Below are 15,565 nucleotides of genomic sequence, written 5' to 3'. Positions count from 1 at the left end.
TCGGAGCGTGCGCCGCTGTCCGCCATGGACGGAAGGAGGACCGTGCACATCGCCGCAACCGCGTCCCCGGCGCCGGCCCACACCGGCACGCCCCCGGCCAGTCCCTCCCGCTGGTTGGACCCGGAGTCCTGGCGCGCGCGCCGGATTCCCCTGCTGCGCGATCCGCGAGCACTGCTCAAACGGCTCCACGATCTGCATCGGCCGGTGGCCCGCACGGCGGTGGTCGCGGTTTTGGATCGCTCCGAACGGCCGGTCGCCAGCGCGTCCTTCGGCTTCGGCGAGGGCCGCACCGACGGCTGGCGCTGCCGCAATCTGATCCTGGCCAACCTGCGCCTGATCGTCCCCGACGACCTGCGCCGGGGCACCCCCACGCACACCACGGTGTTGGCGGTGCATCGCGAGGGCGGGCGCGGCTGGGCGGCGGACGACGGCCGCTGGATGTGGGGGCTGCACGACGCGTGCGTCCTGCACGGTCTGCGCTGCGGCGCCTTCGCGATCGTCGCGGAGGACGGCTGGCAACTGGTCGCCGACGGGCGTCACGGACGTACCCCCGCGCTGCCCCCGGGCCGCAACGGCGGCCCCGGCGCCAAAACGCCGATCAGGGCAGCGGGCATCGCCCCGGCCCGCCCCGCGACGGAACTGCCGCAGGTGCGCTACCTGCCGGAGACGGGGCCCACTCCCCTGGTACGACCCTCCGCGTCCTGATGGACACGTGTGTGATCAGGCGGTGAGACCACGTTCGGCGAGCCAGTCGACCAGATCGGTCGTGACCGTCAACGCGTGGTCCTGAACTAGCTCCGGACTCTGCAGCCGCATGCGCAGATGTTGCGCGTGGAACGGCTTGATCCCGGAGATCAACTTGCGTACCCCGAACACGTTGCAGAACGCCCGGTCGTCACCGGCCGAGAAGGCGCGGTCCCATTCCTGGCGTTCTTCCCCGATCAGGGTCGTGTAGGCGTACCGGTTGAGATAGCCCGACAACATGTCGATGACGGTGCTACAGGCCCGGTACTGCTGGATTTTCAGCCGGTCCTCCTGGTCGCTGAGGAACCGGTCAAGGAGCTGCGCGATCGACGGCGATTCCGACATGGCAACGAACCGTAGCCGACCTTGGCGATCCGCGGGGCAGGGGGCCCGAGTTCGGTCGGACCGGATACGGCCGGGCCCCCTACGTGCTACGACGTGTTACGCGGCGCCGGTGAGCGCGCGCACCCGCTCCACGTCGCCGCAGACCGTGACCGACGCCCCGGCCGTGAGCGCCGAGGTCAGGATCCGACCCGCGTCGGCGCCCTCGGCAAAACCGTTGACCACGACGACGACCGCGGCCCGCCGCAGCGGACGCGAGGCCGGCAGCGACGCGTAGAACACGTCCTTGCCCTCGTCGTACTGGCGCCAGTACTGCGCGGCGCCGAACGTCTCCTCGTGCTGCTGCCACGGGTGCGGCCCACCCGTGGTCAGCACCAGGATCGCGCCGGGCTCGGTACCGGCCTCCAGGAGCGCGTCGACCGCGTCGTCGGCGACGTCGAAGACGTCGTCGGCACCGGCGGGGATCAGCGTCACGCGCGGCGTCGGCGAGGCGGACAGGTCGGGGCCGGGCTTGGCCGCACCCGGCTTCGGGGGACCGGGCTTGGCCGGACCGGGCTTGCCCGCGCTCGCCTGCCGCGGCACGGCGGGCTTGGGCGGGCTCGGCTTCGGGCGCGGTCCGGGCTTGGGCACCGCGCCGGAGGGACGCGGCACGGACGGGGTCTCTGCTGCGGACGTCGTGTCCGCGGTGTTTTCGGCAGTCACCGGATTCACAGTCATGTCTGGGGAAGGCTCGGTTCGTTCGTGGCGGTACCGGGATGCCCGGCGGTGAGGAGACGCGGGGAGGGATCGGTGGAGTCCCGTTCCCCGGAGAACACGCGCGGCATGGTGGCAGTCCTATCAAAGCCGCGCGGGGCGTGCCCACCCAGGGTGCTCCTGGGGTGTGGCCCGGGCGTACGACGGCGCATACTACGATGCCCCGTCAGCTCGGCCGGATCAATCGTCCACCACCACCCCGTGCTCGATCACCAAAGCTGCCAACCCCTCCGCATAGCCCTGACCGACCGCCCGCAGGCGCCAGGAGTCGCCGCGCCGATAGACCTCGGCCAGGATCATGACGGTCTCGTCGCCTCCGCTCAACCGGAATTCGGCGAGTCGACGGCAGGTCACGGGGTCGACGATACCGACGGTCACCGGCACCTGGGCGAAGGTGGTGCCACTCGTCGCGTCCAGCGCGAGCGCGACGACGACCCGACTGCGGCCGGCGGGCAGCGTGGTGACGTCGATCTCGACCGAATCCGAGCCCGGTTCCACGTCGTTGGTGGTCCCGGTCTGGAGTTTGCCGGCCAACCGCACCGCCCCGCTGGCGTGTACCGGCTGGTTGAAGAACACCAGGTCGCCGTCGTCGGCCACCCGCCGATCGTCGTCGAGGACGAGGGCCACCGTGTCGCCGTCCACCTGCGCCGGCGCCCACCACGCGGCCTCGATCCGCACCGTGCCCGCGAACGGGCCCAGATCCTCGATCGTGACCGCCTGCCCCCGCGTAAGCCCGCGCGGCGGCGCGATCGCCGGCCGCGGCGGCACGGTCGGCGCCGGACCCGCGACCGCCGACTCCGCCGACACCTCGCCCGACGCCGGGTGTTCGGGCTTCGGCGGCACCGACGGGACCGGCCCGGGCGGCACCGGCACCGTCGGCCGCGGCGGCGTACGCGCACCCGCGTGCGGCGGCGTCTGCGGACCCGGCACGGACGGCGTCTGCGGCCCCGGCACGGGCGGCGGCGTACGCGGCCCCGCGTCCGGCACCGGCGGCACCTCGGGCGGCGGCGGCAACACGTCCGGGACGGTCGCCTCCAACACCTCGGCGGCCGACGACCCGGCCGCGACCGGCAGATCGGCCGCGGTCGGCGGCGGCGGAATGCTCGGCAGCGTCGCCCCGGCCCCCGGCACCGGCGCCGGCGTGGTGGCGGACCCGGCCCCGGACATCGGCGCGCCCGACGCGGACTGCGCCTCGGTGACGTCGAACGCCTCCGTCGGCGCCGCCGACGCGTCCGGCCCGAACGCCTCCGTCGCCTCGAATGCCTCGGTCGGCTCCGCCACCGCGGGCAGCACGTCCGAACCGTCCACCGGGGTGTCGTAGGGTCGGTACGGCCCCGGCGTGAACGACCCGGCGCCGGCCGCCACCGACGCGCTGGGCCGGGGCAGCAGGAAGCCGCTGGTGGTGCGCGGCATCCCCGGCACGGCCAGCGCCAACGAGGCGGCGGCCACCTGGGAGGCCGCGTCGGCCGCGCTGCTGCGCCCGCGCTCCAGGTCCGCGAGCAGGGCCAGGAACACCGGCTCGATCAGCACCCGGATGCCGCGCTGCCGGGCCCAGTAGGTGCGGTCCGCGGACTCGTCCGGATCGGCGACCACGAGCACGTCCACCCGGTCGTGGATGCCGGACGCCACGGACAGGTCCGCCCGGGCCATGCGACGCTCCAACTCGCCCCGGGTGACCGCGAGATAGCCGTGGAACAGCACGTGCAGACCCGATTCGAGCGGTCGCCCCCGGGCCAGGATGCGCGGCCCGCCGCGACCCTCCTCGACGGTGGAGCGGGCCATCCCGACGATCTCGTCGAGCGCGATGCGCGGAATGCCCAACTGCGCCGCCACCCGGGTCAGATCGGCCCGTTCCTCCCGGTCGATCGGCCCGGCGGCGACCATCGAGGCGGCCAGCGCGGTCACGTACAACCGGTCCAGGTCCTTGCGCTGCTCCTCGGAGATGCCCAGGGAGACCGCGAGTTCGGCGAGGTCGATCGCCTCCTGCGGGGTGATCACCCGGTCCTCCAGGGCCGCGTCGAGCACCGCCAGGTAGCTGTCGGGCCCCTCCCCCACGCCGGTCGGCGGCCCGTACGCGCGGGCCTTCTCCAGGTACGACACCGCGTCCCGGCGGCGCACCTGCTCGGCCTCCTCGCGGGCGCGCCGGGCCGTGTGCGCGTCGTCGCGGGTGAACACGCGCGGCGGATCGGCGCTGCGCCGCGGCCAGTTGAGCGAGGCGGCCACGGTCCGGGCCTGCTGCCAGTGCCGGGCCTCGCCCGCGCCGCGACTCAGGTAGTGCTCCAACAGGCGCGCCGTACCCATCGCCTTGGCCGCCGCGCCGTGTCCGCCGTCCACCGGCACCCCGGCCGCCTCGCAGCAGGCGAGCAGGGTGAACCTGGGCGCCTCCGGCAGGTGCTGCGGCGCCTCGCGCATGGTGCATACGGTGGTCAGCGGCGGCACGGTCGGCCGGCCCCGGCGCTGGAACTCGCGCTCGACGAAGCCGATGTCGAAGCGCGCGTTGTGCGCGACCACGACCCGCTGCCGGAACAGGTTGGCCAGCCACGGCGCGACCTCGGCGAAGGTCGGGGCGTTGACCACGTCGTCGTCGAACAGCCCGTGGGCCTGGAAGTCGCCGGCGGGACCCTGTGGATCGAGCAGGGTCGTGAAGAACTCGGTCACGCGTCCGTCGAGATCGCATTGCGCGACCGCGATCTCGATGATGCGATGTCGATGTGGGGACAAACCCGTCGTCTCCACGGCCACCACCGAGTAGCCGGGGCATGCGAGGCGATCACCGATGCGCACAGTCACCCCCCAATGATGATGTGCCCGGTGCGGCCTCCTTCGGTCGCACCCCGGCAAGCCCGACCTGCGGCGCGCGTCCACCGTACGCGCTCGCGACCGGTGCGGGGTACGGCGCGACCGATCGGTCGTAACCGTACCGCTGGTGACGAGTCATCAGATATGACACACGATCAGGACGTGCTCGCCGAGGGCTGCGGCTCGCCGACCCGGATGCCCTTCAGGACGGTGTCGAGCGTCGCCTTGTCCGGAGCCCCGGCGGTGATCGCCAACTTGAGCAGCACACACGGGTATCTGCCGCGCTCGTTCTTCTCGTCGATCACCACCGCCTGCGCCCAGGCGGAGTCCGCGTTCGTACCCAGGTCCTCGGGCTTGCCCGAGACCCGGCCGCGCAGGACGTAGCCCGGGTGGCCGTCCACCGTGATCGCCTTGTCCAGCTCCAGGCTCTCCAACTTGACCTTGCCCTTGTCGCCGCCGCTCACGTCCTTCTTCAGATCGGCGACCAGCGCGGCCATGGAGTCGGCCTTGCGGGCGGTCAGCGTCACCCCCGCCACGTAGCACTTGCGCTCCGCCTGGAACCGGGTCTCGACGTCGGATCCGCCGCTGCGCGACGCCGACCTGCTCGGGCAGGGACCCTCCACCGCCTGGTCCGCCGGGGAGTCGGGGTCGGGGACGATCCAGTCCTTGAACCTGGGTACGGTCAGCCCGGTGGTGGGGTCGGTGAGCGTGCCGTCCGTGGCCACGGTCGTGCCGCCGTCGTCGTCCCCGCCCAGGAGCACGATCAGCGCGGCGATCAGTCCGCCCACCACGACCAGCGCCAGCGCGCTCAGCCCGATCGCCTTGCCCCGACCGGGTCGGGCGGCGCCGGGGGGCGGCCCGATCGGCTGATAGCCGCCGGGGTATCCCCCCTGGGGGTAGCCGGCGTGCGGCGGACCGGGCGGGGCGCTGCTCGGCGGCGGCGGAATCTCGCCCTGCGCGCGGGCCCGGGTCGAGGCGGTCCACTGCGCTCCGTCCCACCATCGCTCGGAGCCGGGAGCCGACGGGTCTTCGTACCAGCCGGGAGGAATCGAGGCAGTCACCCGCGTGACGGTACAACCGGCCCCGGCGCGACACGAGCGTCACCCGGCAAACGTGACCGTTCGGAGACGCGAACCCCACCGGCGGGCGCCGATCAGCCCAGGTCGAGGCCGAGTTGACCGTCGACGGTCGGCTCCACGCGGGGTCGCTTCAGATGCCGCCACGCGGGCAGGTCGTCCCAGTACGCCCACGACATCCGGTGGTGGGGCGTGGGGCCGAATTCGGCCAACGCGGCGCGGTGCACCGGGGCCGGATAGCCGGCGTTGCCCGCGAAGCCGTACTCGGGATACTTCTCGCCGAGCCCGGCCATCATCGCGTCGCGATGCACCTTCGCGAGCACCGAGGCCGCCGCGACGCTGACGCACGACTGGTCGCCCTTGATCACGCAGCGCACGGCCCACGGCGCGCCGAGGAAGTCGTGCTTGCCGTCCAGCACGATCGTGTCGGGGCGGATCGGCAGCGCGGCCAACGCGCGCACCGCGGCCAGCCGCAGCGCGGCGGTCATGCCGAGCGTGTCGATCTCCTCCGGCTCGGCCGCACCGAACGCGTACGCCCGCACCCACGGATCGACCGCGGCGGCCACCTCCTCGCGACGCCGCGCGGTGAGCAACTTCGAGTCGGTGAGGCCGGCGGGCGGTACGGACAGGTCGGTGATCGCCGCGGCGACCAACACCGGCCCGGCCCACGCACCACGCCCGACCTCATCCACGCCCGCGACCACACGTGCGCCCCGAGCGATCAGCTCCCGCTCGACGTCGTAGGTCGGCGGCGCGATCCGCCCACCGCCCTTACGCGGCCCGACGACCTTCGTGCCGGCGGCCTTCTTGCCGGCCACCTTCTTGGCCGCGATCGTCTTGCCCGCGACCTTCTTGGCTACGACCTTCTTGGCAGCAACCTTCTTGCCGGCGACCTGCCCGGCGGCGACCGCCTCGGCAGCGGCCTTCGTGCCCGCCGTTGCCCTCGGAGCGCTGCGCGCCCGGGTGTGCGGCGTGCTGTCGGTGCTCGGCTCCGGGGCCGTTGCCGCGGTGTCCGCCGGGGTGTTCGTCGGTTCGGCGCTGGGCTGCTTCACGCCTCCACCGTAGGTCACCCGTCAGCGGTGGCCGACCACCGTCTCGCGCTCGCCATCGGCGATCGAAAGCGGCGGCTTCGGCTCGAAGTAGGTCGACACCCCCGTCGCCCGCAACCGGTCGCGCAGCGCCCGCGCCCCGGCCGCGCCCGCCAACGCGGCCTCGGCCGCCGCGGCCAGGTCCAGTTCGACGCCGTCGTGGTCGGTGACGGTGCCCGTACCGGCCCAACTCGGCCGCATCCGGCCCCGCCCCGACTCGACCCACGCGCACTCCAGCAGGGCCGCCAGCGCCTCGGCGGTGTCCTCGCCGTGCCGAGCGATCAGTTCGTCGCCCCGCCCCTCCACGAGCAGGCCGAGCACCCCGCCGAGGGTGACCGGATACTCCACGCCCGCCCGCCGCGCGGACATCCCGAGCGCCGCCGCCCGACGGGCCGACCCGAATCCGAGCAGGTGCCCCAGGAACGCCTCGTCGGACAACTTCACCAGGCCGTCCAGCGGCGCGAACCCGCGCCGCCCGAGGTGCCCGTCGTCGTCGGTGGCCAGCAGATACGGGTGCACATGCGCCAACAACCTCGGTTCGGCCGACGCACCACCCACCAGGTCCGTACCGGCGGGTGTGCCCCGCCCGTCCGTCGGCCGCGCCCGCAGCCGTTCGATCCGGGTCACCAGGGCCGGCTCCGGCTCGCTCCCGGCCTCGTCCCGCTCCGCCCGAAACGCCCGGAAGCCGGCGATCGGATCGCGCGGTACGCACCCGGCCGCCATCCCCGGCACCAGGAGTTCGTCCCGGAACCGCCGCCAGTCCGCCCGCACCAGAGCCAGTTCGGTCAGCGCGTCCACGACCGCCTCGGTGCCGTACGCGCGCGCGGCGGCCCGATCTGCGGCCCGCTCCTCGAAGTCCACCACCGGCGCGCACACCCGCCGGTACAGCGCCGCGTAGCCGGCCGCGATCCGGGCCGACGCACCCCGTCCGGCGAACGCGTCGGCCAGCCCGACCACCGCGTCCACGCCGTGGCAGGCGATGCGGTCCGCCAGCGGGGGTCGGCGGCGGCGAGAGTGGCCCAGCGCGTGCGCGATCACCACCCGCAGCCGGCGGCCGGTCATCACGTAGGGCAGCGTGCCGCCGAGGACCAGGTGTCGGTGCAGCAGGGTCCCGGGCCGGCGCACCACCCGCAGTTCGCACCCCGCGCCGCCGGTCAGCACGATCCCGTCCGGGACCGGCACTCGCAGGTCGGCGGCCACGTCCTCGACCAGCTCCCACAACACCGGCTGCGCCACCGCGTCGACGGCGAGTCCGACCGGCAACCGGCGCGGGCCGGCGAGTTCGAGCAGCAATGCGACCACCGCGACCACACCCAGGCCCCACAACACCGCCGCGCCCGAGGTGAAGAACCGCCCGTGGTCGACGATCGCGCCCGTGGCGAAGGCCACGACCAGGAGCGGCAGCGCGAGCACGACGTAGAGCACGCCCAAGAGCAGCACCCCGGCGAGTGCGCGTAGGCCCGTCCGTGCGCCCATCGGTCCCCCTCGAGGAATATTCACCCGTTCGAGGACGACCCTAGAGCCTGGCCCACGACCCGCGCGGGATCCGCGGGCATCCGCGGTCATCCGTGCGCGTCGACCGGCGGCCGGGCGCCCGCCGAGGGCCCGTCGAGCGCCCGTTGCCCACCGGCAACTCCCTCAGGGCAGCAGCGGCTCCAGCAACCGATGCGGCTGCCGCATCGCCCGGGTCACGGGATCGTCCCGGCGCAGCAGGTTCGCCCCCGGCCCCGGCGCCACCTCGGTCTCCGCCGGCGTGACCGTCGCCCCGCACGCCGCGCAGACCCCGTGTGGGTCGACCGCCCCGCCACAACCCTCGTGCCGGAAGATCCGGCAGGGCACCCCGTTCTGCACATGCTGCTCGCCCCAGCGGGCCATCGCCCGGATGATCGGCCACAGGTCGATGCCACGCTCGGTGAGCACGTACTCGTCGCGCGGCGGGGATTCCTGATAGCGGCGCCGATCCAGCACACCCGCGTCGACCAGCGTCTGCAACCGACCGGAGAGCACCGCGCGCGGGATGTCGAGGTGTCCGAGGAAGTCGCTGTAGCGCCGCACGCCGTAGAAGGCGTCCCGGACGATCAACAGCGTCCATCGCTCGCCGACGAGTTCCAGCGTGCGGGCGAGCGCGCAGTCCTGCTGTCCGTAGTCCTTGCCCAAAGCCATGCAAGCACTTTAACCCCGGGTCGGTTCATTCATCGAACCAATGGATGCTACGTTGCTCGGGCGCCGTCGGTTCATTCACCGAACCTACGCGCCAGGAGTCGCAATCCGGGGAGCACAACCATGTCCATCGCCACATCCGCCGCCACGCGCACGACATCCGCAACGCCCGCCACGTCCGAGTCCGCCCTCAACAGAACCGGCGGCGCCGACCGCACCCTGCCGGTGGTGGCGCTGGGCACGCTGCTGCTCCTGGCGACCTACACGATGCCGATGGCGATCGTTCCGGACACCGTCCGCGACCTGCACGCCGGTTCGAGCGGTCCGGCCTGGATCCTCAGCGCCATCGGCCTGGGCCTGTCCGCCGCCCTGCTGATCACCGGCAGCCTCGCCGACGACCTCGGCCGCCGCCGGGTGTTCACGGCGGGCGCGCTCGGCCTGGCGCTGTCCTCCGCACTCACCGCACTGGCCCCGTCGTTGCCGCTGTACGTGATCGGCCGCGCCCTCCAGGGCGTCGCCGGCGCGGCGATCATGTCCGCCGGGCTCGGCCTGCTCGCGCACAACCACCGGGGCGCCGCACGCGGGCGGGCGATGGCCGCCTACGGCTCCTCGATCGGCGTGGGCATGGTGCTCGGGCCGCCGACCGGCGCCGCCCTGGTGCAACTGCACCGGTCCGCGCCCTACTGGTTCACCGCACTGGCCGCGCTGGGCCTGGCCGTCGTCGCCCGCAGCATGCCCGAGTCGCGCGCCGAGCACCCGCGCCGGCCGGACGCGTGGGGCACGCTCACCCTGGGCCCGGGCCTGATCGCGCTCACCGCCGCGCTGATCGAGGGCCGCCAGGGGTGGTCGCGCCCGGTGGTCGACGCACTGCTGGTGGCCGCCGTACTCCTGCTGGCCGGCTACGCCGCGACCGCGCTGCGCGGCCGGGCGCCGATGCTGGACCTGCGCATGTTCGCCCGGCCCGCGTTCCTGGCCGCCACGTTCGGTGCGCTGATCGCCGGCATCGCGGTGATCGCCATCGCCGCCTACCTGGCGACCGTGTTCCAGGGCACCCTCGGCCTGAGCGCCCTGGACTCCGCGCTCCTGCTCGGCCTGTGGTCGGCCATGGCCGCGATCACCTCGTTCGTCGTCGGCCGGGTGCATGTGCTGCCCGACCCCGCCCACCGCTTCGCCGCGGGCCTGCTCGTCTCCGCCGTCGGCTTCCTGGGCCTGTACGGGATCGGCCCCGCCGACTCCTGGCTCCGGGCCGTACCGGGCCTGCTGGTCGGCGGCTTCGGGGTCGGCCTCGTCAACACCGCGCTGGCCCGCCTCGGGGTGGAGAGCGTGCCCGCCGACCGCGCGAGCATGGGCTCCGGCGCCAACAGCACCGCCCGCTACACCGGCGCCTCGATCGGCGCCGCGCTCGTGGTCGCCCTCGTCGACGCGGGCGGCATGGACCTGGCCATCCTGATGGCGGCCGGCGCGTCCCTGCTCGGCGCCCTCGTCGTACTCGGCCTCCGGCGCGCCGAGCAGCGGGGATAGACCAAGCAGCCCGAACCGGCCGGGCAGCAGCAGGCAGCGCCGCAGCGGCACAACGGCACAACCTGCGGGAATACCCTCGGCATCAAAGCGAATAAACCCACAAAACTGCCCATGTCGGACACCCGCCGGCGACGCCGAGCCCCGCGTCTGGAAAACTCGGGTCATGTGACGAGCGATGTGCAGACACCGACGACGGATCGACCCGCAGCGCCGGCGGATCGCCGTCGTTTCCGGGCACTCGCCAACGCGATCATCGAGCGTCCCTACCTGATAACCGCGGGTCTGATCGGCCTGATCATCGTCACCGGGGTGAACGGCCCCGACTGGCCGGCGCAATACTTCCGCACCTGGCTGATCCGCGACCACGGTACCTACCTGTGGAACAACCAGTGGTACGGCGGCCACCTGCTCCCGGGCTACAGCATCCTCGCGCCGGTGATCGCCTCCAAGATCGGCACCGCCACCCTCACCGCGCTGTCCTGCGTCACCTCGGCGTGGGCCTGGGACAAGCTCCGGGTCGGCGCCAACGACTTCGCCCGCCAGGTGGGCAGCTGCTGGTTCGCGGTGATGTGCAGCGTCGACTACCTGATCGGCCGCACCCCGTTCGCGCTCGGCGTCGCGGCGGGCATGCTCGCGATACTGGCCGCCCGCCGCAGGCACCCCCTGTGGGCCGGCTTCGCCGCGCTGCTGTGCGGCCTGTCCAGCCCGCTGTCCGGCGCGTTCCTGATGCTGGTCGCGCTCGCGTGGGTGCCCCGGGAGCGGGTCTGGCCGACCCGGCTGTGCTTCGCCCCGGCCGCACTCGGCCTGGTCGCCGCGCTCGCGTTCCCGAACGAGGGCATGTTCCCGTTCCCGTGGTGGCGGTTCCTGCCGATCCTGGCCTTCGCCGCGGTCGGCCTGGCGATACTGCCCAAGGAGCTGAAGAGCGCCCGGCGCTTCCTGTGGTTGTACGCCGCCACCGCGGTGATCTTCTTCTTCGTGCCGACCTCGCTCGGCGGCAACCTGGCCCGGCTGGGCGAGCTGACGTCCGGGCCGCTGATGGCGGTGGTCCTGCTCTCGGCCGGCCGGCGCCGGCTGGTGGTGCTGCTGACCCTGCCGCTGCTGGTCTGGCAGTTCCAGTCCGCCGCGCTGGCCATCACGCACGACATCAAGGACTCGCCGGGCGAGAAGCCGCAGTACTACGCGGGCATGCTCGACTACCTCCAGAAGAACAACACCCACCCGCTGGGCCGGGTGGAGATCCCGTTCACGCGCGGGCACTGGGAGTCGGTCTTCGTCGCCGAGAAGATGCCGCTGGCGCGCGGCTGGGAGCGCCAGTTGGACCGCAACTACAACGCGGTGCTCTATCAGAAGGACCTGACCGTCGAGGAGTATCGCGACTGGATCGACGACACGGGCGTGCGCTTCGTGGCCCTGCCCGACATCCCGATCGATCCGTCGGCGATCCCCGAGGCCGACCTGATCCGCAAGGGCATCCCGTGGCTCAAGCCGGTCTACACGGAAAAGGACGGGCGCTGGCAGATCTGGGAGGTGGAGAACCCGAGCCCGATCGTCGAGGGGCCGGGCGAGCTGACCGAGCTGACGCCCAGCCGGTTCTCCTTCAACGCGCACTCCGCGGGCACGTTCGTGGTGAAGATCCACCCGACCTTCTGGGTGACCGCCGACCGGCCCGAGATCGTGATCAAGGCGACCAAGGACGAGTGGAGCGAGATCACCGTCGACCGCCCCGGACCGGTCACGGTGTCCGCGCGCGACGCCAAACTCTTCAAGGGCAAGGGCAACAAACCCTGACCCGCGCCGAGTGGGCGGGGGCGGGTCCGCGACCCACCCCCGCCCCGCTCACGGCGCCGGCGGCGCGTCCGGGTCCAGACCGCCGGCCCACTTGGGTGCCCGGGGCTGCCACGCCTTGACCTCGGCCAACAGGCTCGCGGCGCCCCGCGCCACCAGCAGCGTCGAGCGCAGGTCCGGCTTGAGGAAGCCGTTGGCGGTCATCGTGTCCAGCGCGTCGAGCAGCGGACGCCAGAAGCCGTCCACCTCCAGGACCGCGACCGGCTTGGTGTGGATGGCCAGGTGCTGCCAGGTCCAGACCTCGAACAACTCCTCCAGCGTGCCCGCACCGCCGGGCAGCGCGACGAAGGCGTCCGCCTGGGCCGCCATCGCCGCCTTGCGCTCGTGCATCGTCTCGGTGACCTGAAGATCGGTCAGACCGCGGTGGGCGATCTCGCGATCCACCAGCGAGCGCGGCATCACGCCGATCACCTCGCCGCCCGCCGCCAGACAGGCGTCGGCGACCGCGCCCATCAGACCCACGTGTCCACCGCCGTAGACGATCCCGACACCCGCCTCCGCGAGCCCGCGGCCGAGTTCGGTCGCCGCCTCCCGGAACCGGGGCGAGACGCCCGACGCCGACCCCGCGAACACCGCTACCCGCATGACGGGCTCCCCTCGTCGAAGACCACCGTGGTGGTGTGCGCAGAAAAATACGCCGATCGAATTCTGCCGAATCCGGTCACGCCCGCGGACGACGGTCCCGTCCGGAGCGGCGTGGTCGAGCGTCATCGGGTCGGTGCCGAATCGATGGCGAATCGAGTCGATGAATCGCCTCTCACCCGCCATGACAGCGGCACAGTCCCGGCATAGAAGGGCAAATTCGGCCATCGTCGGTGGCTGTCACCGAACCCGACGTTGACGGGAAGACCCCTCGCCACGGCAGAATGCCCGCGTGCCCGCCACCGAGCGCCCTGCCTCGGACATCCCGTTCGAGCGGCTGTTTCCCGATCTGGACGACCATGGCCGTGAACGCCTGGTCGCCGCCGCGAGAGCGCTCGATCTGCGCCGCTCCCTCGACGACCCCGCGCGCTGGTTCTGGAACGAGCCCGATCCGCTGAGCCCGGAACCCGAGCCCGAGCCGTCGCCGCACATCCTGGGCACCGCGCTGCTCCTGTACGAGGCCGACGGGGACTGGCTCGAACTGGGTCTGGACGTCTGGCAGCTGGACGGGCCCTTCGTCAGCGTCACCGCCACCGTCGAGGTGGCGTGCTGGTGCGACACCGACCACAACATGCACGCGGTCCAACGCGCCGAATGGCCGGCGTCCACCGCGCAGGCGTTCCTGGAGGCGTTCCACACCGCCGCGCTGTCCGTGATCCGCCGTATCGAGGGCCCGCGCGACCCACGCGACCTGCGCGCCCGCGCGGGGCTGCCCAACCCGCCCGAACCACCCCCTGAGGATGACCCCGCCGTCCCCCCGAACGGCCCCGTGGTCTGAACCACCGATTCATCCGAACGAAGGATTTTTTCGCGGCACACCGGTGATTTCTCGATGGACATTGCGTCATGGCCCGTCATACATCGGACAATCCGGCGTCCTACCTCAATGCCCACCTGCACCCCACCGGCCCCGGCGTGAAAAACTGGGGCTGTCATGACACATGCTCTGGACGGCCGCATACCCCTGGGGGAGCCCACATCGGGCGCGGGCGGCACCGCCCGCCGTACGTGGCGCCGACACGCGCGCACGGTGCTGATCGGGATCACCGAGCACCCGTACGTGATCACTCTGGCCCTGGTCGGCCTGCTGACCGTGCTCGGCATCAACGGCGCCGACTGGCCGGCCCAGATCTTCCGCGCCTGGCTGGTGCGCGACCACGGCGCGGTGTTGTGGAACAACCAGTGGTACGGCGGGCACCTGCTGCCCGGCTACAGCGTGATCACCCCGGTTCTGGCCGGCGGCATCGGCACGCGCCTGCTCACCGCGATCTCCTGCGTCGCCGCCGCGTGGGCGTTCTCCCGGTTGCGCCTGGGACGCGGTGACCTGGCCCGCCGGGTCGGCAGTTGTTGGTTCGCGGTCATCGTCAGCATCGAATACCTGATCGGCCGCACCCCGTTCGTGCTCGGCGTGGCCGCCGGCCTGATGGCGATCCTGGCGGCCCGATCCGGGCATCGGGCGTGGGCGGCGGTGGCGGCCGGCTTCTGCGGCCTGGCCAGCCCGCTGGCCGCGGCGTTCCTGTTGATGATCGCGCTGGCGTGGGTGCCCTCCGAGCGGGTGTGGGCAACCCGGTTCAGCCTGTCCCCGGCCGTGCTCGGCCTCGTGATGTCGCTGGTCTTCCCCGGCGGCGGCGACTTCGCCTTCCCGCTGTGGCGGTTCGCCGCGATCCTGGGCTTCGCGGGCGTGGGCCTGGCCCTGGTCCCGCGCACCGAGGTCAGCGCGCGCCGCTTCCTGTGGTTGTACGCGCTCTCCTCCACCGTGCTGTACCTGATCCCCAGCGCCGTGGGCGGCAACGTGGCCCGGCTCGGCGAGTTGTGCGCCGGCCCGCTGATGGCCGTGGTGCTGCTCTCGCTGGGTCGCCGTCGCCTGGTGATCCTGCTCGCCGTACCGCTGCTCGCCTGGCAGTTCTCCTCGGCCGGCAAGGCGGTCGCCTTCAACAACCAGGACAGCACCGGCAAGAACTCCGCCTACTACACCGGGATGCTCGACTTCCTGGAGCGGGCCAATCTGCCGGTGGGCCGGATCGAGATCCCGTTCACCCGCGGCCATTGGGAGACGGTCTACGTCGCCGAGCACATGCCGCTCGCCCGCGGCTGGGAGCGCCAACTCGACCGCGCGCACAACTCGGTGCTGTACGGCCCCGGCCTGGACGAGGCGCAGTACCACGCGTGGGTGCGCGAGACCGGGGTGCGCTTCATCGCGCTGCCCGACGTCCCGCTGGACCCGTCGGCCAAGCGCGAGGCGGAGATCCTGCGCGCGGGCGCCGACTGGCTGGTGCCGGTGTGGTCCGACCCGCACTGGGTGATCTGGGAGGTGGCCGACCCGGTTCCGCTCCTGGACGGCCCCGGGCAGCTGGTCGACATCACCCCGAGCGGCTTCACCCTGCTCGCCCAGCAGGCCGGCACGTTCACCGTACGGATCCACCGGACCAGCTGGTTCGTCGCGAACAAGCCCAATACGAGCATCGGCGAGACCGAGGACGGCTGGACCGAGGTGACCGTCACCGAACCCGGCGAGGTCACCATCACGGCGAAGGCGTCGGCCGTCCTGCCCTGACCGGGGCGGGTAGGGTGATTCGGGTTCATGCCCTGGTGGAA

General features: G+C 72.7%; 13 protein-coding genes. 5 read left to right on the top strand and 8 right to left on the bottom strand.

All coding sequences use genetic code 11. The annotated features are described in order from the left end of the window. The first annotated feature begins 42 nt into the window (after positions 1–42). On the top strand, positions 43–705 hold the full coding sequence (locus ACWGR4_RS42040) for a hypothetical protein (RefSeq protein WP_452134318.1): 663 nt from the start codon (positions 43–45) through the stop codon (positions 703–705). A 15-nt stretch (positions 706–720) separates the two neighbouring features. On the opposite strand, the gene ACWGR4_RS42035 is transcribed toward ACWGR4_RS42040, so the two are convergent. The 7 genes from ACWGR4_RS42035 to ACWGR4_RS42005 form a co-directional block, all read right to left on the bottom strand. Further along, positions 721–1,089, bottom strand: coding sequence for a hypothetical protein (locus tag ACWGR4_RS42035; RefSeq protein ID WP_126641566.1), 369 nt, complete (start codon positions 1,087–1,089; stop codon positions 721–723). A gap of 96 nt (positions 1,090–1,185) precedes the next feature. Next, positions 1,186–1,788, bottom strand: coding sequence for a hypothetical protein (locus ACWGR4_RS42030; protein WP_379996004.1), 603 nt, complete (start codon positions 1,786–1,788; stop codon positions 1,186–1,188). Positions 1,789–2,019: 231 nt separating this feature from the next. Continuing rightward, positions 2,020–4,629, bottom strand: a complete 2,610-nt coding sequence (locus ACWGR4_RS42025; RefSeq protein ID WP_452131211.1) for a TerD family protein — start codon at positions 4,627–4,629, stop codon at positions 2,020–2,022. A 164-nt stretch (positions 4,630–4,793) separates the two neighbouring features. Next, on the bottom strand, positions 4,794–5,699 hold the full coding sequence (locus tag ACWGR4_RS42020) for a DUF2510 domain-containing protein (RefSeq protein WP_452131212.1): 906 nt from the start codon (positions 5,697–5,699) through the stop codon (positions 4,794–4,796). Between the two features lie 92 nt (positions 5,700–5,791). Continuing rightward, positions 5,792–6,472, bottom strand: a complete 681-nt coding sequence (locus ACWGR4_RS42015; RefSeq protein ID WP_379997286.1) for a ribonuclease HII — start codon at positions 6,470–6,472, stop codon at positions 5,792–5,794. Positions 6,473–6,787: 315 nt separating this feature from the next. Then, positions 6,788–8,278: a hypothetical protein gene (locus ACWGR4_RS42010; protein WP_452131213.1), complete on the bottom strand. Its 1,491-nt coding sequence runs from the start codon at positions 8,276–8,278 to the stop codon at positions 6,788–6,790. A gap of 162 nt (positions 8,279–8,440) precedes the next feature. Then, positions 8,441–8,965 (bottom strand): winged helix-turn-helix transcriptional regulator, encoded by a 525-nt coding sequence (locus tag ACWGR4_RS42005; protein WP_452131214.1) that lies wholly within the window; start codon positions 8,963–8,965, stop codon positions 8,441–8,443. Positions 8,966–9,085: 120 nt separating this feature from the next. On the opposite strand from ACWGR4_RS42005, the gene ACWGR4_RS42000 reads away from it, so the two are divergent. Further along, positions 9,086–10,483, top strand: coding sequence for an MFS transporter (locus tag ACWGR4_RS42000; protein ID WP_452131215.1), 1,398 nt, complete (start codon positions 9,086–9,088; stop codon positions 10,481–10,483). A gap of 165 nt (positions 10,484–10,648) precedes the next feature. Next, a complete protein-coding gene (locus ACWGR4_RS41995; RefSeq protein WP_379995992.1) occupies positions 10,649–12,271 on the top strand; it encodes a hypothetical protein in 1,623 nt (540 codons plus the stop codon). 48 nt (positions 12,272–12,319) lie between these two features. Here ACWGR4_RS41995 and ACWGR4_RS41990 read toward each other — a convergent pair whose 3' ends face one another. Next, on the bottom strand, positions 12,320–12,913 hold the full coding sequence (locus ACWGR4_RS41990) for an LOG family protein (protein WP_379995990.1): 594 nt from the start codon (positions 12,911–12,913) through the stop codon (positions 12,320–12,322). A gap of 289 nt (positions 12,914–13,202) precedes the next feature. On the opposite strand from ACWGR4_RS41990, the gene ACWGR4_RS41985 reads away from it, so the two are divergent. Continuing rightward, a complete protein-coding gene (locus tag ACWGR4_RS41985; RefSeq protein ID WP_439676920.1) occupies positions 13,203–13,748 on the top strand; it encodes a hypothetical protein in 546 nt (181 codons plus the stop codon). A 156-nt stretch (positions 13,749–13,904) separates the two neighbouring features. Next, a complete protein-coding gene (locus tag ACWGR4_RS41980; protein WP_379995986.1) occupies positions 13,905–15,524 on the top strand; it encodes a hypothetical protein in 1,620 nt (539 codons plus the stop codon). Positions 15,525–15,565 lie beyond the last annotated feature (41 nt).

The sequence above is a fragment of the Embleya sp. NPDC055664 genome (assembly GCF_053618075.1).
This window is presented reverse-complemented; position numbering and strand designations above follow the sequence as displayed.